The organism is Vibrio penaeicida (assembly GCF_030689305.1).
Taxonomy (GTDB): Bacteria; Pseudomonadota; Gammaproteobacteria; order Enterobacterales; family Vibrionaceae; genus Vibrio; species Vibrio penaeicida_B.
Genome location: NZ_JAUYVM010000005.1, coordinates 263,555 through 283,836 on the forward strand (window position 1 = coordinate 263,555; position 20,282 = coordinate 283,836).

The 20,282-nt window shown below is 43.5% G+C and carries 13 protein-coding genes; 8 read left to right on the plus strand and 5 right to left on the minus strand.

Annotation, left to right across the window (positions count from 1 at the left end; genetic code table 11):
• Window positions 1-139: 139 nt before the first annotated feature.
• From Q8W40_RS10855 to Q8W40_RS10870, 4 genes are all read left to right on the plus strand, one after another.
• Entirely contained in the window at window positions 140-1,162 is a 1,023-nt protein-coding gene (locus Q8W40_RS10855; protein ID WP_305397160.1) for a GGDEF domain-containing protein, read from the plus strand.
• A gap of 322 nt (window positions 1,163-1,484) precedes the next feature.
• Window positions 1,485-2,537, plus strand: a complete 1,053-nt coding sequence (aroG, locus tag Q8W40_RS10860) for a 3-deoxy-7-phosphoheptulonate synthase AroG (protein ID WP_305397161.1) — start codon at window positions 1,485-1,487, stop codon at window positions 2,535-2,537.
• Window positions 2,538-2,882: 345 nt separating this feature from the next.
• Window positions 2,883-3,815, plus strand: coding sequence for a sugar kinase (locus Q8W40_RS10865; RefSeq protein ID WP_305397162.1), 933 nt, complete (start codon window positions 2,883-2,885; stop codon window positions 3,813-3,815).
• A gap of 131 nt (window positions 3,816-3,946) precedes the next feature.
• Complete coding sequence (locus Q8W40_RS10870; RefSeq protein WP_305397163.1) at window positions 3,947-4,576, plus strand: bifunctional 4-hydroxy-2-oxoglutarate aldolase/2-dehydro-3-deoxy-phosphogluconate aldolase; 630 nt, start codon at window positions 3,947-3,949, stop codon at window positions 4,574-4,576.
• 128 nt (window positions 4,577-4,704) lie between these two features.
• Here the strand turns inward: Q8W40_RS10870 and Q8W40_RS10875 are convergent, their stop codons facing one another.
• Window positions 4,705-5,190 carry a MarR family winged helix-turn-helix transcriptional regulator gene (locus Q8W40_RS10875; protein WP_305397164.1) on the minus strand — a complete coding sequence of 162 codons (486 nt, stop codon included), beginning with the start codon at window positions 5,188-5,190 and terminating at the stop codon, window positions 4,705-4,707.
• A gap of 532 nt (window positions 5,191-5,722) precedes the next feature.
• Between Q8W40_RS10875 and Q8W40_RS10880 the strand changes: the two genes are divergently transcribed.
• Window positions 5,723-6,031, plus strand: coding sequence for an isoamylase early set domain-containing protein (locus Q8W40_RS10880; protein WP_305397165.1), 309 nt, complete (start codon window positions 5,723-5,725; stop codon window positions 6,029-6,031).
• 51 nt (window positions 6,032-6,082) lie between these two features.
• Here the strand turns inward: Q8W40_RS10880 and Q8W40_RS10885 are convergent, their stop codons facing one another.
• Together Q8W40_RS10885 and exaC are read right to left on the minus strand one after the other, a co-directional pair.
• Window positions 6,083-7,903, minus strand: a complete 1,821-nt coding sequence (locus tag Q8W40_RS10885) for a putative bifunctional diguanylate cyclase/phosphodiesterase (RefSeq protein WP_305397166.1) — start codon at window positions 7,901-7,903, stop codon at window positions 6,083-6,085.
• Window positions 7,904-8,120: 217 nt separating this feature from the next.
• A complete protein-coding gene (gene exaC, locus Q8W40_RS10890; protein ID WP_305397167.1) occupies window positions 8,121-9,641 on the minus strand; it encodes an acetaldehyde dehydrogenase ExaC in 1,521 nt (506 codons plus the stop codon).
• Window positions 9,642-9,894: 253 nt separating this feature from the next.
• On the opposite strand from exaC, the gene Q8W40_RS10895 reads away from it, so the two are divergent.
• The gene (locus Q8W40_RS10895; protein WP_305397168.1) at window positions 9,895-11,742 is read left to right on the plus strand and encodes a sigma-54-dependent Fis family transcriptional regulator; all 1,848 of its coding nucleotides are present in this window, start codon (window positions 9,895-9,897) and stop codon (window positions 11,740-11,742) included.
• A 75-nt stretch (window positions 11,743-11,817) separates the two neighbouring features.
• On the opposite strand, the gene Q8W40_RS10900 is transcribed toward Q8W40_RS10895, so the two are convergent.
• Entirely contained in the window at window positions 11,818-12,705 is an 888-nt protein-coding gene (locus Q8W40_RS10900) for a LysR family transcriptional regulator (protein WP_126609959.1), read from the minus strand.
• Window positions 12,706-13,016: 311 nt separating this feature from the next.
• Here Q8W40_RS10900 and Q8W40_RS10905 point away from each other — a divergent pair, with 311 nt between their 5' ends.
• A complete protein-coding gene (locus Q8W40_RS10905; protein ID WP_305397169.1) occupies window positions 13,017-14,225 on the plus strand; it encodes a multidrug effflux MFS transporter in 1,209 nt (402 codons plus the stop codon).
• A 313-nt stretch (window positions 14,226-14,538) separates the two neighbouring features.
• Window positions 14,539-16,662 carry a sensor domain-containing diguanylate cyclase gene (locus Q8W40_RS10910; RefSeq protein ID WP_305397170.1) on the plus strand — a complete coding sequence of 708 codons (2,124 nt, stop codon included), beginning with the start codon at window positions 14,539-14,541 and terminating at the stop codon, window positions 16,660-16,662.
• A 152-nt stretch (window positions 16,663-16,814) separates the two neighbouring features.
• Here the strand turns inward: Q8W40_RS10910 and Q8W40_RS10915 are convergent, their stop codons facing one another.
• Complete coding sequence (locus Q8W40_RS10915; RefSeq protein ID WP_305397171.1) at window positions 16,815-19,859, minus strand: M6 family metalloprotease domain-containing protein; 3,045 nt, start codon at window positions 19,857-19,859, stop codon at window positions 16,815-16,817.
• Window positions 19,860-20,282: the final 423 nt, after the last annotated feature.

The following is a 20,282-nucleotide window of genomic DNA, read 5'->3' on the forward strand; positions in this document are numbered from 1 at the left end:
GGAGGCACGCTTTTGACTTCTTTTTCTTGAGTTTATTGCAAAAATGGTTTCATGTTAGCTATTGGACGATCAGTAAATAGCGCCTAGAATGATCTATACTTGTTTCGACGACAAAGGCGCACGACAGTAGTGATAACGCATGAGTAAAAAAGACATTCAAAAAGCATCTGAGAACCTAAAAAAAGCCGTTCCTTTGATGATCAAAAATCAAGTTCCTACTACACCGACTAACTATGCTTTGTGGTATACGTATGTTGATAATTCCTTGCCTGAACTCAACAAAGAGCTGGATCAAGTGGTGTCTGACTGTGGGCTTTGCCCGCCAGCGACTGGGGAAGCGTTATACAGAAACTACGTTGCCAGCAAGCAAGAAACCGATGTACAGCAACTTCGCACAAGTTTAGAAAAACTGATTGCGGAAGTGTCTCATTCCATGAATGACACCTTGGCAAACACCAATACCTTCCAAAAACAGATGGACAGAAGTTTTGATAATCTTTCAAGAGTGGAAGATGAAGGCCTGTCGTTTGAAGAGGTCATGGGGTTGGTTCGAAATCTGATTACGGAATCAAAGGACATTCGCTCAACAACGCAGTTTTTGAATAGCCAGCTTAACGTCGCAAGTAAAGAAATTGGCGAGCTAAAATCTCAGCTTGCTGAATTCCAACAAGATGCGCTTTATGACGGTTTGACCAACTTATTGAATCGCAGAGCGTTTGATAAAGATCTTTCTTCTTTTTGTCGTAACAACAGTGCGTTCAGTTTGATCATACTTGATATAGACCATTTCAAATCTTTTAATGATCAGTATGGGCATGTGTTTGGCGATGCGGTTATTCGCTCAATAGCTAAACGCATACGAGGGGCATGCCGAGAAGGTATTGCGGCCTATCGTTACGGCGGTGAAGAGTTTGCATTTATCGTCCCAGATAAGAAGCTAAGACTAGCAATACGCTTTGCTGAATCGGTGCGATCCAGCTTTGAGAAAATTAGTGTGAAAGACAAACGCAGTGGTCAGCAGGTTGATAGCATTACATCTTCATTTGGTGTGGCTGAATTCCAAGAAGGCGAGTCGCCAGATTGCTTGATAGAACGCGCTGATACTCAGTTATACGAAGCTAAGAGACTTGGGCGAAATCGAGTGATGCCTATTCCTAAATAAAATAGGGATTGCTTAGGAGGCCAAACCTGAGCAAAGCAATATAGATTTTTAAAAAACACCCGCAAGCTTGCGGGTGTTTTTTTATGCGCTGCTTTTTATGCGTTATTTTTATGTGTAACGTAATGGCAGCATATGATTACATCACCACAATCCATGTCAGGTGACTGAGTAAAAAGGAAAAGTGATAAAAAATATAGCTTGAGTGAAATTAATCGTTGAAGTTCGTATTTTTAGCAGATAAGTTAACACTATTAAGGATTTTGTAACAAAGTGTACTGTGCCGTTCCACAGTATAAATAAGAAAAAGACAGGAAGATGTAGTATGTACCAAACCGACGACGTTCGAATTAATAAAGTCAAAGAACTGCTCCCCCCCGTAGCAGTGTTAGAGAAGTATCCGACCACAGAAGTTGCATCTTCAACCACTTTTGAAGCGCGTACAGCGATTCACAACATTTTAGAAGATGAAGACGACAGACTTTTAGTCATCATTGGTCCGTGCTCAATTCACGATACGGAAGCGGCGCTGGAATATGGCAAACGCCTAAAAACACTGCGTGATGAACTTAAAGGCAATCTTGAAATTGTCATGCGTGTTTATTTCGAAAAACCGCGTACCACGGTTGGGTGGAAAGGGTTAATCAATGACCCATACCTTAACGACACGTTTAAATTGAATGATGGATTGCGTATCGGGCGTAAGCTTTTGTTGGATTTAACAGATATGGGTATGCCTACTGCGAGTGAATTCCTAGATATGATCACGCCGCAATATATAGCAGACTTAATCAGTTGGGGTGCGATTGGTGCACGTACAACTGAATCTCAGGTTCACCGTGAGCTGTCTTCTGGTCTTTCTTGTCCGGTTGGGTTTAAAAACGGTACAGACGGCAACATTAAGATTGCGTCTGACGCTATCCGAAGCGCAAGCGCATCACACCACTTTTTATCGGTGACTAAGTACGGTCATTCAGCCATTGTGGAAACAGCGGGTAACCCTGATTGCCATATCATTCTGCGAGGCGGTAAAGAGCCAAACTACAGCGCGGAACATGTTGCGAAAATTAAAGATGAGTTAGCAGCATCTGGCTTACCTCAAAAAGTGATGATTGATTTCAGCCACGCGAACAGTTCGAAACAATACCAGCGCCAAATGAATGTAGCAGACGATGTTTGCGCTCAAGTTGCTGGTGGTGAAAAGGCAGTGTTTGGTGTCATGATTGAGTCGCACCTTGTTGAGGGGCGTCAAGACCTAGTGGATGGTAAAGCCTCAACTTACGGTCAATCCATTACAGATGCATGCATTGGCTGGGAAGACACAGAAAAAGTGTTACGCCAACTTGCTGATGCCGTAGAGGCGCGTCGTAACGCCTAACCGTAAAGCGTTATTAGCAATAAGTAGAGACAAACACAGAGAAGCCAGCGTTTTGCTGGCTTTTTTCTGCGTGCTTGCTTTTGATTGTTTGAGTATAGAAAGCAAGCAAAATACAGTCCCCAATTAATTCAATGAATGATGCCGATTTTGATCCACTGGTGCGGTTCACTGAGTCTTTCTCCATCGCGTTGTGAATGGTGCTCGGGATCAAATTTTAGGATGTTTTTCGTACCAAAAACGAAACATAGATCTTTGAAACAGTGTTTGTGTATTTTTTTGAATGTTTTTTGGTAATAAAATGAAATAACGGTTTAAAAATTATTTAAAGCTTGTTCTGGAATGGAAATGAAACGAATTTCAATCATAGGTGAATGCATGATTGAGCTGAATGGCGAACCATTTGGTGCAATGTGGCAAACCTATGGAGGCGACACCCTTAATGCTGCGGTTTATGCCAGCCGCCATCAGGAAAAGTACTCCACTAAAGTGGATGTCACCTATCTTACAGCTTTGGGTTCCGATGCGTTAAGTAATGGGTTGAAGAAGCGTTGGCAAGATGAAGGGATCAATACGGATTGGGTGTTAGAAGATGCCAACCGAGTCCCTGGTGCTTATCTTATTCAATTGGATAGCGAAGGTGAGCGAACCTTCTTGTATTGGCGTAATGAGTCCGCGGCGAGGTACCTTCTTCAACACCCTAATTTTTCAGATTTGAAAGAAGCGTCGATGGGGGCTGATGTAACGTTTTTAAGTGGAATCAGCCTTGCCATTTTGCCTGATGATGACAAACCAAAATTGTACCAGTGGTTGAAGGAGCTTCGTCAGGCAGGTTCAGAAGTCGCGTTTGACAGCAACTTCCGTCCGGCACTTTGGAAGGATACAGAAAGCGTAAAACAGGCCTACTTGAGTGTTTATAGAACCACAGATATTGCGCTGGTCACTTTCGACGACGAACAAGCGCTTTGGGGAGATACTACACCCGAAGAGACGTTTGAAAGGCTAGAAACACTCGGTGTTCGTATTGTCGTGGTGCGATTAGGTGAAAAAGGCTGTTTAGTGCAGGATTTTTCCGATAAACAATCCGCGATTGAAGTACCCACTATCCCCGTGCAAAAGGTGGTCGATACCACATCTGCAGGAGACTCATTTAACGGTGCTTTCTTTGCTACCTACTTGAATGGTGAGTGCTTAGCTGAATGTTGCAAGCAAGGTAATATCCTTGCAGGAAAAGTGATTCAGCATAAAGGCGCGATCGTGCCCAAGAGTGCCACAAATTAGTCGCTAAGTTAATGGGTTGAAACTAGAAGTTTTAGGTCACTGACTCTAAAAGATACACCCAAATTTTATACCCGATGAACGGTAATATTGTCATTAGGGAAGAGAACCCCAAGAAGAATTAAGGAGACACCGTGAGTACCATTAGTGAACAGTTAAAAGCGTTAAAAGTTGTCCCTGTCATAGCGATTGACAAGGCTGAAGACATTATCGAGTTAGGTAAAGTGCTCGCAGAAAATGGCTTACCAGTAGCCGAAATCACGTTTCGTTCAGACGCTGCCGTCGAAGCCATTCGCTTGTTGAAAGAATCGCAACCAGACATGCTGATCGGAGCGGGTACGGTATTGAATGCCGAGCAAGTAAAAGCCGCAAAAGCAGCTGGCGCTTCATTTATTGTTTCACCAGGTCTTAACCCAAACACGGTAAAAGCGTGCCAAGAAGAAGGCATTGAAATCGTACCTGGTGTAAATAACCCAAGTGCGATTGAAGCGGCATTGGAATTGGGTTTGAAAACGTTGAAGTTTTTCCCTGCCGAAGCATCAGGTGGCATCAATATGGTGAAATCTCTTCTTGCACCTTATACCGACATTGAATTAATGCCGACAGGTGGCATCAATACGAAAAACGTCAACGACTATCTAGCAATACCTCGTGTAATTGCTTGTGGCGGAACTTGGATGGTAGACAAAAAGCTGATTCAAGAAGGAAAATGGGACGAGTTAGCAAAATTAACGCGTGAAGCCGTTGAGCTCGTCAATCAATAACAGTGCGAGCTTGGCTCGTTCTTAACTCGAGATCAAGTTAAACAAAAAATGCCAGCGTTATGCTGGCATTGGAAAAGCATTAACACCGAGTCGTTTTACGTTACTTGGTAAGGCTTAAACTGTACGACTCAGTATTCGAAAATACTTGGGTTGTAGCGCATGACCATGCCTTTCATTGCGTCATGAATGATCTGCTGGTGTTCTTCACTGACATGGGCAACGGCTTCTTGTAGCTCGTTGTTGATGATTTTTGAAAGTTCGTCGTGAACTTTTTTGCCTTTCAACGTAAGGAAGATCTTTTTGGCATTTTTATGCGTTGGATCTGGGGTCGAGGCGATGTATTCATTTTTTTCTGCGTGGCGGATTAAGCTGGTCATTGTGCCTTTACTGCGCTGCAATCTTTCTGCTAACACGCTTGGGCGAAGGCCATCTTCATGATCCAGCTCCATTAACACAAGAAGCTGCTCTACATTGATTTCTTTATAGAGCTTTTGGATTTCTAATTGAATTCGGTTTTGCATTTGTCGCGTTGCGATCCAGCTAATTCCAGCAGTAGTTTCGTAAGGTTTAGGTTTTTTATTGTCTGCCACTTTGTTGGCCCTCGACTTATTCATATGATCTATTGCAACATCTTAAGCATATCAAGGTTCGAAGTAAAAGGTATTTACTCAGTAAACTATTTTTTTGCGATCGATGAACGTTTGGTTTTATGTGAAATTGCACGCACTTTCAAACCTATTCGGATCAAGTTTGTGTAACTGCTTGAATCCTTTGACATCAAAGATTCATATCAACGTAATCTCTAAAAAAAGACTGTCTTTATTCGAATTGGTTTTACATAAGATCTCAATCTAACTGTATTGGCACATCCTCAACGTTGTTTCAAATTACAAATAGATTCCACTTCAAGTTAATGCCTTTCAATACTGTTTTATTCGTGTAATGTACTTAAAATTCTGCCCATTTGTTTCCGTTTTTAAGATCGCCATCTACACTCAAATTTGATGGTTTACTGAGCGAATTCTCATTCGAATGACTCAAAACCATAGAAATCTATAACATCGACAAAAAAATGCATGTTGCCTTGCGTTATGAAACTGGTTGAGTTATTAAAATTAGAAAACACGAAATAGTATGGAGTTGGTTGTGATTAACAAAAAGTTTTTTAAGACTAAGAATGAGGTTGAAGTAACGTTTGAGCTGGATGAGAAAGAAGCCAGTTCTGTAGCGATAGTCGCGGATTTTCTTGATTGGAAAGCGGCGCCTATGAAGCGCAATAAAAAAGATAAGATCTTCAAATTCAAAACCCGTTTACCGAAAGACCAAGAATTTGAGTTTCGGTATCTTGTGAACGATTCAAATTGGGTTAATGATGCGAACGCAGACAAGTATGTGCCTAATTCGTTTGGACAAGACAACTGTCTCGTTTCTACTAGAGAACGTTCAGTGAAATGATCCCCTGTGTGTGGGATGGAAAACAAGCCTAATAAAGCCCCCTAAGCTTATTCAGCTTCGGGGTTTTAAGTATTCAATTTTTTGCAATAATTGTGGTGGTGATAGAGGGCAAGAGAAAAGGTACCCCTGAATCGATGAACACCCCATTTCTACCAGCTTATTCAATTCTGATTCGGTTTCGACACCCTCGGCAATGATATTCACTTGTAACTGTTTGGCCAGTTCAACAATCAACTTGACGATTCGCTCAGACTTTAAATTGGTGAGCATGTTTTGCACAAATGTTTTGTCTATCTTTATACAGTCGATATCGTATCGATGAATGTAGTTCAAACTGGAATAGCCCGTTCCAAAATCATCCAAAGCAATTTTAAAGCCTTGCTCGTGTAACCCTTTCATTGCCAAACGAATATCACCAGATTGAGTCATGAGCACTGTCTCGGTTAACTCAATGGTGAATTCATGGGCGCTAAAGTGGTAACGCTCTAAACTTTTAGACAGCTGAGTTAGATATTGCTTGGGTTGAGCGAGTTCTTTTGCCGAGCAGTTCACGCTGAGTTCAATGGAATACCCTAATGCGTTTTCGAGAAATCCTTTTGCTTCACAAGCGAGTTCGAAAACTCTTTCACCCAGTTTGCTGATCATACCCGTATGTTCTGCGGCTTCGATGAACTCATCGGGGGCGATGATGCCTAGTTTTGGGTCGTTCCAGCGAGCCAGTACTTCAAACTTGCGCCATGCTTCCCCGTTTAACAATACGATAGGTTGTAAGGCAACGCTGAGTGCACTGTTTTCAACGGTCGAACTCAGATCGTGTGTCAGCGCTTCAATCACTTGCGAGCGTCGAAGGTGCATGGCACTCAGATGGTTATCGTAAAATTGGAGATCGCACTTCTGGCTTTGTTTACATAGCTTCAAGGCAAGATTAGCCTTAAGCAGCAAGTCGTCACCATTATCGGCATCTTCAAAGCTGACGATGCCAATACTAATCGAGAAGTTGAGAACAAACGCTTCGTAGCAGAATCCAGCGTTGAGCACATCGACGAGCGAATGGGCGAACACTTCCACGTGTTCACTGCTGCATATGGCAGCAAATTCATCCCCACCGATGCGATAAATAGTGTCGACTTGTTCAAAACAGCGTCGAATAGATTGGGTTGTATGCAATAAAACTCTATCGGCAATGTGCGTGCCGTATAAGTCATTGATCTCTTTAAATCCATCAATATCAATCAACACAAGGCTAGAAGTATTACCACCATTTTCCATCAAATGTTTCAAATGATGCGACAAAGAAAAACGATTATAGAGTTTGGTCAGATTGTCTCGTTTGGTTTGTTCACTTAGCTGATTAAGCAAGGTATCGGTTTGTTCAACCAACCATTTGGCACGCAACTGGTGAATAATTATTTTAGAGAACAGTTTATGGTAATGAGTGATGGGGTTGGGATCATCAACTGGGGTTTTAAATGTGGATATGAGAATGCCCAGCGTTTTCCCTTGCTGATTTTTAAGCGGGTAACCCAGATAAGATTCAAGCTTAAGATCGACTAAAAAAGGATCGTTAGGGAAATGGTTGTACGCTTGTTCAGGATAGAAACAGAACTCTTTGTCGGCCTTAGTGGCTTGTTCACAAGGCGTGTTTTTAATGTCGTACTCCAGATCGCCCATGAGATCGCCTTCTTGAACATAGACCAAGGTTGCGGCAACGCGATTGATTTCGTTCAATTCGACGATACAAGTACAAAACGAGTTCAGCTTCTTATGGAGCAACATACAGGTTTGCTCTAATAGCTCATTTCCATCGAGTAAGAGTATGGTATTGATGTCACTCATACTGATGGTTGTATCATTGAAGTCCTTTTTTTCCATGATGTGTCAAAACCCAGCACTGACGTGATTACTTATTCATCTGATATGAACATGCAAACCGCACGTTATTTTATAAAGTGTGAATATAAAATTCTTATAGAACAGAAGTATAAGATGGAAAAAGTGGCACGAGTAAGAAAAATCCCGATCTGACTCTTTATTGAGAATATTATGAAATAGCGGTCATATATGACCGCTATAAGTAGGAGGAAAGGTTCTAGAAAAAGCCAAGTGGATTTACGCTGTAGCTCACCAGCATGTTTTTTGTGTTTTGGTAATGATCGAGCATCATTTTGTGGGTTTCGCGACCAATACCCGACTTTTTGTAACCACCAAACGCTGCGTGAGCAGGGTACGCGTGATAGCAATTAATCCATATACGACCCGCTTCAATGTTTCTACCCATTCGATAAGCCAAGTTGGTGTCACGCGTCCAAACTCCAGCCCCTAGCCCGTATTCTGTGTCATTAGCGATGGCCAGTGCTTCTTCTTCGTCTTTGAAGGTTGTGATGGCGATGACGGGTCCAAAAATTTCTTCTTGGAATACGCGCATTTTATTGTTGCCTTTCAGCATAGTAGGTGTGATGTAGTACCCGCTTTCTAAGTCACCTTCTTGGGACAAACTCTTACCGCCAATCAGTACTTCTGCCCCTTCTTGTTTTCCAATCTCCATGTATTTTAGGATTTTTTCAAACTGCTCGAGTGATGCTTGAGCGCCCACTTGGGTGTCGGTATCAAGAGGGTTGCCTTGCTTAATCGTTTTGGCGCGTTCTGTGGCTTTTTCGATGAACTTGTCGTAGATGGATTCGTGAATTAGTACACGGGATGGGCAGGTACACACTTCACCTTGGTTGAAGAAAGCGAGCAACATGCCTTCAACACATTTGTCTAAATATTCGTCTTCGTAATCAAAGACATCAGAAAAATAGATGTTTGGCGACTTTCCGCCTAATTCGACGGTTGAAGGAATCAAGTTATCTGCCGCGCATTTGAGAATGTGATTTCCGACTTCGGTTGAGCCAGTGAACGCCAGTTTGGCGATACGGTTACTGGTGGCGAGGGCTTGACCTGCCTCTGATCCAAACCCGTTTACTACGTTGATCACGCCTGGTGGAATCAAATCGCCAATTACTTCCATTAAAAGCAATATTGATGTGGGTGTTTGCTCGGCGGGTTTAAGTACAACACAACAACCAGCCGCCATTGCAGGAGCCAGTTTCCAAGCGGCCATGAGCATAGGAAAGTTCCACGGAATGATTTGTCCTACCACACCAATAGGTTCTGGAAAATGGTAACTCGCCGTGTCTTTATCCAACTCAGCTGACGTTCCTTCTTGCGCACGAATACACCCTGCAAAGTAGCGGAAGTGGTCGACGACCAAGGGTAAGTCTGCGTTTAAAGTTTCCCGCACGGGTTTGCCATTTTCCCATGTTTCTGCGACGGCTAATGCTTCTAGGTTTTCTTCAATACGATCGGCAATCTTCAGCAAAATATTGGATCGTTCCGTCACACTGGTATTTGCCCATTGCGAGCGGATTTGGTGCGCAGCATCTAACGCTAATTCGATGTCTTCAGCGGTTGAGCGTGCGACCTGACAGTAGGGCTTCCCGTTTACTGGGGAAATATTATCGAAGTATTCATTCTGAGTGGGTTTGGTCCACTTTCCACCAATGTAGTTGTCGTACTGTGCTTTAAACTGGACCACTGATCCTTCTTTTCCGGGTTGAGCGTAGATCATCGTTCTATTCCTTTTTTAGGTTTATACCCTATATCTCAGCGTTAAGTTGAAACATGAGAAGCGTGAATAGGTGTTTAAATCGCAAGCTTTACGCCAATCCAGAAAAGTTTGTTGTTAATGAAATGTAACGTTATGATTGTTAAGTGGTTAACATTTAGGCGTGGGCAAGCAGCAAATAAAGGTTCCCTCCTGAGGTATTGCTGAACTGTCACACTTTGGAACACGGGGTCTGTCTCAATATGGAGCAGTTGTCATGCACGACTCTTTAAAAAATATTCCTAGTTCAAATTGGTTGGTGGAATCATGGAAGCGAAGCGAATCCGCGGGTCTTGTCACAACCAAAAAACCTCAGCATATCCGATTAGATGGTGCGCAGTTATCAGATAAAAAATACCGTGCTAGGCAGTTAATCAATGCGGTTGAGGCAGTCGCGTATCCGCTGTTTCAGCAAGTGTTTCAGGGCACGGATAGCCGCTTAATTTTGACCGACCAAGAAGGCGTGATTGTCGGGTCTTGGGGGCAAATGAGTTTTCAAGATAGGCTACACAACATTGCGTTGGAGTTGGGAGTGTGTTGGCAAGAACGTCTAAAAGGCACGAACGCCATTGGCACAGCCATTACTGAAAACCGAACCATTTCTGTGATTGGTGGTGAGCACTTTATACGCCAACATCGTTTTATTAGCTGTACGGCAACCCCTATTTTATCTGGGGCTGGTGAGGTACTTGGGGTGCTGGATATCACCAGTGAACAAGCCGTACACGGGCAAGATACTCAGGTTTTGCTGCGTAACATGGGTCAATTGGCTGAGAATTGGTTGCTGAACAATATGCAAGATTCTCGTATCCGGCTTGAGTTTGCGATGAATGAATCTTTATTGAATACGGGTTGGCAAGGTGTCGTTATCGCAGACGATAGCGGGAAAGTGATTGCTCACAATCAGTTTGCCAGCCGCATGCTGCAATCTGATGAGATCGTCGGGCTACCGCTGGAACGTTTGTTAAATAGTGAGGCGTTCTCAGATGATGTGAACCCTATGGTTTTTCGTACGGAGAGCATCACACCTAATGCCGTACCGTTCAAAGTATTCAGCGATCAAGTCGTTGATTCAAAGCCTTCTGCGTCTAGCCTTAAATCATTTACTGTAAACAGCACTACTAGCCAAAAGAAACCAAGCTTTCATTTGCACTTTGGCGACGATGCGATGGCAAAGGTTTGGCAACAAGCGAGTAAGCTCATAGATAAAGACATCAGTCTTCTTATCCACGGAGAAACGGGGACAGGTAAGGGTGAATTGGTTAAGGCGCTTCATCAACACAGCTTCCGATCCCATCAACCGTTGGTGGCTGTGAATTGCGGTGCGATACCCAATGAATTAATCGAATCCGAGTTATTTGGATATGAAGCTGGTGCGTTTACCGGATCAAACCCCAAAGGGGCGGTGGGCAAGGTGAGAGCTGCTGACAAGGGGATATTGTTTTTAGATGAAATTGCAGACATGTCACTGGGTGCTCAGTGTCGGCTTTTACATGTTTTACAGGACAGTGAAGTGATGCCCGTTGGTGCGACAAAAGCCGTACCTGTCGATGTCCGAATTGTAGCTGCCACCCACAAAGACTTGCCTACCATGGTTTCGAAAGGTGAATTTCGACAAGATCTTTACTATCGGTTGAATGGGCTCATCCTCAATATTCCACCATTGCGAAACAGACAAGACAGAACCGAATTAATACAGCGTATTCATCAAAACTATTCTGAAGGCGACCAAGTATTGTCTGCTGAGTTACTGACGTTTTTGGATGGTTATTCTTGGCCGGGAAATTTACGCGAGTTAGACAATGTGTTGAAAGTCGCAATCTTGCTTTCAGAGGAAGCAGCTGAGTTGCGGGTGTCCCATTTGCCTGAACATATCGTTAACGCGCGTAACTCGATCAAAGCAGACGCGCATTCTAATCCAGAAGGAACGCTGAGTGAGCTCGCCGATGCCAAGCTCTTGAATGTGTATGCCGAGCAAGGTGAAAACGTGAGTCGGACAGCGAAAAAGCTCGGTATTAGCCGACAAACGTTATATCGAAAACTCAAGCGATTGGGTTATGAATAGCGACCAGTTTGCTAATAACTATTGGTTTGCTAACAACGATGAGTATTCTGATACTCCGTCGCTTTCTGATAACCGCTAGTGCCCTTTCTCCTGTTCGAGTCTTTGCTTCAGGTGCTGAATAAAAAGCTGCGTGCGAGTGTGTTCGTAATCGAGTTTTGGGTAGTAGGCATATATGGTGGTGGTTTCTGTTTTTAGACCAGGCAGCACTTGCACTACTTCACCAGAATCCAGCATATCGCGAATCATCATTTTACTGGAAATCAGGATCCCCATCCCCACTTTAACGGCATGGTATAACGCTTCAGGATTGGTGGTGGCGAAATTACCCTTGAAGGTGACTTTCTTCTTATTCTCAAAGAAAAACTCTCGCTCCAATTGCTCTCCCCAGATCAGCATATTGTGGTCTTTTAAATCCTCGACATGTTCTGGCGTGCCAAATTGCTCCAAGTAATGGGGAGAGGCAAAGAATTCAAATGGATATTCAAACAATGGGGTGGCAATGAAGCTGAGCGAGTTCATTTGCTCAAGCTCTCGGCTTATGTACACATCGAGATCCAGTTCGGGTAACTGACCGGGTACAGTTGTGGTTAGTTGTACTTTGATGTCTGGGTACTTGGTGAGAAAGTCATCCAAATATCGAACAATAAATCGTGACCCTACTGCAACGGTTGCCCCAATTTTTAAACGACCAACCGGAGCCTGGGTAACGGAACGGGTTTCATCAACGATGGATTGCCATTGTTCCATTTGGGATACCGAGCGTTCAAAAAATAGCGCTCCCGCTTCCGTTAAACTGATGGATCGCGTAGTGCGCTTGAGCAGTTGTGCACCAACACGGTCTTCGAGCCATAGTACGCGCTTACTAATGGCTGAGCTGGTGGTATTTAAACGCCTAGCAGCACCATTAAAACTGCCTTCTTCGACAACTCTTATGTAGCTTTTTACGCATTGCATCCAGTCCATAGCTCTCTCTCATTAATTCCTGATAGGACGTAATCACTTTCCTAGATACCTGATTATCATTCATTGATAACAAAGTAAACTGTTTATGTTTTCACCTCCGATCCCTAATTGGATAAGAAATTGCCTTTGGATATTTTTAATTTGTCCAGATCTATTCGTCTAGAGCGATTCACTTAGATCTATCCATATAGAACCATCCATTTAGGTCTGTCCAGCGAGAGTCATTTAGCTAGGGTAACTTGCACGACGCTTAATACGAGTATCTAAAATCAATGCGGGTATCCAAAATCAAAGTGAGTCATCAAAATATAATGAGAAAAGAGACGTTCAGTAAACTCCCACTTATGCTTGCGATGATGGTGATCGCAACAGGTCAGGTTGGTGTCAGTATCTACTTGCCAGCACTGCCAGAGATGAGCCAGCAATTTGCAAATTCGCCGCTCGATATCCAATGGTTGGTGACGATCTATATGGTAGGTCTAGGTGCGGCGCAATTGGTGTATGGCCCAGTGGCAGACTCATTGGGAAGACGTCCTATTTTTATATTTGGTCAGGGTTTATACCTTGTAGGCACGGTGATCTGCGTGTTCCTACAGCACGATTTAAGCTGGATTGTGTTTGGACGTTTATTACAAGGGCTCGGAGCAGGCAGTACAGCAGTGATTGCAAACAGCATTCTCAGGGACTGCTATAGCGGAAATCGACTCGCCAAAGCACTTTCTTATGTCTCGATAATGGCGTCCGTTATGCCAATGGTATCGCCCGTTTTAGGTGGATGGCTAACGTGGCAGTTTGGCTGGGATTCGGTCTTCATGTTTGTTTTTGTCTATGTCGCGTTTATTTACATTACGGGGCTTTTGATATTACCAGAGACACTGCCTTACCCTCCCAAAATGCCCCAGCTATATACGGCATTTACAGCGTATGCAGAACTCATTAAAACCCCACAAGTCCTAGCAACCACGACTTACGGGTGGGTTAACTTCTTAATGATCATGATGTCGTTATCGGTTATGCCTTACTTAGTGCAAGAGCAACTATCAATCAGCGCGGCGCATTATGGTGTCATTATGATCGTGCCATCCTTTGGGTTGATGATTGGTAGTGTGTTGCAAAACATGCTTAACCGCCGATTTGAGCCTAAGTCCTTGCTAGGGTCAGGCTTGGTGATGGCCTTGGGAGCGGCTTTGTGGATGTATTTTGCACCTGTGAGTGTCTTTCATTTAGTGGGGGCGTTAACGGGGTTGGCGATTGCTCAAGGGTTGATGTTCCCGGTCATCAGCCGAATGCTACTAGAGCCTCAAAAAGATAAAGCAGGTACTGTCACGGCATTGTCTGGATCGCTACAAATGCTGATTACTGGTGTGTTTGGTGGTGTCGTTGCATCGATGATTACGTCTAAAGCGCTACTTGGCGCGTTTTTATTGGTGGGGACGTTGAGTTTATTGGTGCTCTATGTATTGCAATTGCGATGTAAGCGCTTATACCCAAGTAACCTCAAGATGCAGGATTCATCTTGAGATCACTTGGGTATATATCTAGAAATAACGACAAACAAGGTATTATCTAGCTAGCTCATATTTATATAATTAACACCAATCCACATCTGTTTTATAACTGCTATTTATCTACACATACAAGTGGTGGAATTCTGTGATGTAACGCTAGTTGTGATGTTGTGCCAAAAATTTGCTTTGAATCGCGAATTATTCAATTCATAGACCGAAAAACGTGGATTTAGTAACATGTCGCTGTCCGCTATGTTGCATACAAATTGCCCTCTAGTTAACGTTGGGTATAAACATAATAAAATACGGCTAGCTGGGTGACATTTTGGATAAACACGCATTATTGAGAGTTGTCTCTTCAGCTCGCGATCATAAAGTGATCGCAGAAGAATTATTCAATTTTTTATCCGAACATTTCTCTCCCCATGCGATGTATTTTGTTCAAGCTCCCTCTACCGACCATCAACCCAAACCTGGGTTTTCAAAAGGAGAGTTTGTTGCCCCTTCAAGCTTTCCGTCTACGTTTTGGGCATGGGCAGCTCAATTTGATACATCCGATGGCTTAATACCTTTAGAAATTAATACGTGCTCGTGGAATTACAAAGAAACACTGAATGGAGAGTGTTTCTTGATGATGTTTGATAATCATCCAGAGTGGCGCACTTACTTGTTTGTTGAAGCGGTCGACCCAGAAAAATACCAAACCAATACCACCAAAGAATTTTTAGATATTTTGAACATCACTGCCGCTCGTTGGCAGTGTTTAAGAGCGGAGCGAAACGCATCACTGGAATTTAAGAACCGTGACATACGTGAAGCAAAATACCTAGATGAGATTCGCCAGCGTGAAACCTTCATCCAAAAGATGAAATTGGTGCAGCAAGTGGCGTTAGAGCTTTCCAATCCGGCGTCTCTGGACGACTTATATAAAGGGGCGGTTGAAGCCATTCGCGACCGCTTGGGGTTTGATCGCAGTGTGTTTATGCTGCTGGATATGAAAAAACGCTGTTTTACCAGTACTTATGGCACTACCGAGCAAGGCGAAACACAAGAAGAGCACCAATCTGTATACGATCTCCATCAGCTTGAAGATGACTATATCGAGGCCTTACATAACCATGAAACGTCGTTGGTGATCATGGAAAATGCACCACTTTATACGACGGGAAGTGTGGTCGGGCAGGGGTGGAATGGCATGCTCATATTAAGAGACGAAAATGAGCCGGTTGGTTGGATAGCGATTGACAACTATATTCATCGCGAACCTATTACCGCCTATCAAAAAGAGATGCTGAAGTCCTTTGGTTCTCTGCTTTCTCAGATCTACATTCGCAAGAAACAAGAACAGAATATTCGCTTACTTCACTCCAGTATGGTGGCGTTATCTCGATGCACTACCGTAAATGAAGTGTGTAAATCTGCAGTAGACTTTGCCATCAACAACCTTGGAATTGATCGGATGGCGGTTTTTTTGACCGACCCAGAGCTTACTCACCTTCGAGGTACATGGGGAACCGACATCCAAGGAAATGTAGTGGATGAAAGCTACTACGAAACCAAAATGCAGCGCGACAGACCTCTCGTTTCGACGGCAATCAACAAGCCTAATGCGCTTTCACTGGAAGAATCTGTCCCCATTTACCACGATAAGCGAATTGTCGGTTTTGGTTGGACGGCCATGATCATGCTAAAAAGCAGTTCAGAAGGACCCATTGCATTTCTTGCTGCCGATAACCTGTTAACTCGCAAACCCATGACAAGCCAACTTCAAGAAATGATGTTGTTGTTTGCCTCTAACCTTGCTGAAGTTTTGCAGCGCACCCGAGCGCAAGAAGCCATTCGAACGCTGAACGAAAACTTAGAACAGCAAGTTCGAAACCGAACCCTAGAGCTTGAGCTTGCAAACCAGCAGCTTGAAGCCTTGTCGAGCATTGACCCCCTCACGCGTCTTGGTAACCGACGGCAATTGAGCAAACACATGGACGATATTGCCAATCACAAATCTGGCTCACTACAAAATATCGGTTTAATACTGCTCGATATTGACCATTTTGGCTTGTTTAATCAGGAGTACGGGCATTTGGAAGGGGATATTGCCCTTATTCGACTTGGAAATATCCTCAGTAATTTTTGTGACAGCAATGACGAGACGTTTTGCCGTATTGGCGGTGAAGAGTTTGCCTTGCTGCTTTCGGACACTACCGAGAGCAAAACACGCAAAATAGCCGAGAAAATTCGAAAATGCATCGAAACAGACGGCATCCCACATGCGAAAAACGACAGCTCATCCGTATTAACGGTTTCAATCGGTTATTTAACTGAGTCGGTTTTGCCATCCAAGTTCGATTTCGACTCCATGTATTCCAAAGCTGATAAAGCTCTGTATCAAGCGAAAGACTTAGGGCGAAACCGCATCGTAAATGCTTCGGATGTTGCCATTGTGATTTAGTCTCTACCCATCACCGATTGAGCCTTTCTTTTATTTGCAACGACTGACACTCACAACATAAACGATAAAAGCCCCAACCTCTTCCAAGGATGGGGCTTTTTATTACCTGAAATCAGGCTCCGTTAGGTATCAATTACGCACAAACGCGTATGTTAATCTTTGCGACGTGTACGCACTGTTCTAGAGGCTCCCATCACCAATAGAGCCAACATGCCAAATAGACTCACAGAACCACCAGATGACGAGGTGGATGGGGGAGTGGTTGTAATTGTAACTTTGGGTTGTACAGTCACAGTAATTTCACCCGTTGCGGCCCCACCTTTGCCATCAGACGCTTTATAGGTGAACGTTTCCACCCATTGTGCTGCGCCAGAAGTACCAGATGCCGTGTACGTGATTTCATTGCCTTTAATGGACGTGCTGCCTCGTTTAGGAAGTGATGTAATCATTAGGCTTAGCGTATCGGCATCGGCATCGGTGTCGTTATCAAGCGGTTTAATAACGACTTTATCGCCGAATGTAACGGTAACGGCATCGTCTTGAGTAACCGGAACTTTATTACTTGCTTGAATGTTAAAAGTAACCGTATCCGTCGATTGAGCCCCTGCTTCATCGGTAACGGTAAGCGTCACATCTAATCTTTTACTTTCACTTAAATGCGGTATACGAACTGTTAGTTGAGATGAGTGTTCACCAAATAATAGATAATCTTCGGACGTACTCCAAAGGTATTTTAGATTTGATGTTTCAACGTCGGAACTTTCAGTACCAGATATTGTGATAGATTGACCTGCAGAGATGATAGCTGAACGAGCTGAAATAACCGCCGTAGGCACGTCATTTACCGGGTTTACTGTGATATCAACAGTGGCAATGTTCGAGGTTAACCCTTCCGTTGTCTTCAATCGATAGGTAAATGAGTCGTTACCATGGAAATTGGTGTTTGGTATGTAGTTAGCAACAGTTGATTGGGTATAAGCGCGTCCGTGAGCAGGAGGAGTGACGATTTCGATCCCCTCTATTGGATGAGAGAAGTCGACTATGTCATTATTTCTCAGGTTTGAATCTACCGAGGTGTCTTCGTCCAATACGATTGTATCGTTTTTAGCAGTGAGCACCGAGCTTGTGTCGGAACGCAACAGTGCGCCAAAGCTAAACTGAAACATTGGGTTCATAGCGAAAAGTTGGTGATTATCTTTAAAGAGTGCGTCACTTGACCACCAAGATTCCACTTCACTGTAATTAATATAGGTTTCGAAGAATTTCCGTTCGATTTCTACGAAACCGTCGGTGAGTTCCAATAGTAGTGTGCTTTTCCCATCGGGTAGTGAAACGCTGTTTTCTAGCATAATTCTATTGCTTTCAGGAATGTATCCTTGAGACAGAAGTTGACCTTCTTCTGGAGTAACTGAGAGAACATTGTCAGCAGGTTGGTATGGGAATAACCAGAGTTTATATTGAGTGTTTTGAATACCCGTAGATCGAGTATAGATATGCAGACCATCCAAAACACTTAACGAGTCTCGTGGATTAATGGCGAAGGCTGCATAATTAACACCAGTATAAGAAAGCTGCAAGTAAGCGCGCTGGAAAGAGGTTGCCCAAGCGTATTTGTTTGGCTCGTCGACCATGCGTAAGTCAAAACTTGCTCTATTTGAATTGCTTGAGATGCTAGTAAACGCAATGTCAGAGTTTATCCCGACAAAACTGGATAGAGATGGAGTTGTGGTATCCGACAAGCTACGTTTGTTTGTACTACCAGGGAAGACGTCACCGTTATCTGCTCTCCAGCCAGCACCGAGTTCATCCAGCCCATCAGCCTGCAAAATCTGAACCTGCATCGGCCCAACTTTACGCGCTTCGTTATTGATATTAACTGACGTAACAAGCAAGCCTTCACCAGGAATACCCGCATCGTAATCTTGGGCTTGTCTGTTTTCTAAGTAGACGCGGCTGCCTTTTTCTTTTAGGTAAGGGTCAACGTAAATAACAGCGGAGTCGTTCGTTGTTTGTATTTCCTGCTGTCCAGACGAGTTCAAAACTCTTGGTTCGACAAACCCTGCGGCTTTTTTCGTCCATGCCAACATATTCGAAGGTGTTTGACCAGGATACTGGTCGCCAGGTTTCATCGCCCAAGAGCCACCACTCATTACCCCCCAATACCCAATAGAGCCTTTATCTGGGTTGTTTTTATCTGGGTACAAATCAGGTAATGCCAGCATTAAGTGTCCAAGCTCATGAACAATCACCCCTAACGTCGACTGATGGTCACCTTGATAATCGGCAAACAAGCAATACGAATTGATTTGCACTTTATCCACTGTAATTGGGCTATGGTTCCACTTATGTGGCCAAATGGCTGGGTTTTCTGGTCCGCCAGTTCGGTCGTATCCTGCAAACACAAACATGACTGAAAGTTCGGAAGGGGTGATTTTCCCGTCTAGATCTTTGTCAAAGTCCGCGAAATTGACCAGTGGATCGAGTTTACTGTAAATTTCTTCAAAGACAGGGGCGAACGCATCCCAACATTGATTGATACAACTTGGGTGATCTTGAGCAAGTGCAATATCGATCACACCATCATTCACAGTGCCATCTATCTCATTAGCTGGAACCACCTCGTAATTATCCGAAGAGTTTTTGCGAAAGTAATCTTTCACGCTTTGCTGCGTTGTTGAAAATACTAGATCGGTAAAGTCGTGAGTTATGGCGACATCAGCGAAAGAAACTTGAACCACAAGCAATGATTGTTCAACTATGCCGTTTGCAGCTTGGTTGCGCTGAACCTTTTGAGGCATTGATTCAGCATAATTTGATTGCATAGTGCTTAAGTTGTCGCTTTGAGGTACGGCTGCTTTTTGAGCTTTCACCTGCATTTTAAACGCGGTAGCGGGTTCGATGATGGATACGGTAGGTGGTATTGCTGTAGAGGAGAATATTTCGCCCGCCGAGACAAGCTTATCACTTGTTTGATTGAGCTGAGCAAAGTGCCATTTACTGTCTTGCTGAATTAAAGCATGACCACCAGACGATTCATACCAGTGAAACTCTTTTGTCCCCTTTAATCTAACATCCATCGAGCTCCCATCAGGTAGGGTGATCTGATGAACTTGGGGAGAGGGCATTACCGTCGCGAAAGACGCAAATGAACACAGCCCCAGCAAACTAGCAAGGGCACTACGTTTAAATATTCTCATATAAAATTCCATTTTAATCATATACCTAGCGATGCGTATTTTCGTACAAAATGGCACCGTGAGTGGGGTTGTGACTAAAGTGTCAGTTTTTGAGACTTCTTTTATAAAACCTAGCACTTAATGGATGTGTCAATATGTAACATTTTGATTTTTAATGTTAATTATAGATTTTCAATAGAGGTGCTAATAGAGATTTTATCTTGGAATTCCAATACATTTTAGGCGCGTGCAGCACTGATTAAATTTTAGAAGTTATTACCCTTCAGTTCGCTAACAAGAGCCAAACTGCAACGCATAATGGCACGTGAAACCCCCAAAATGTATCAGTCGTGAGAATTATTGATAATGTTCACATTTGCAAATCTATGCAAATGCGCTGACATGGTGAAACGTGTACATTAGCGCTTGTCCCTTAATTGGGAA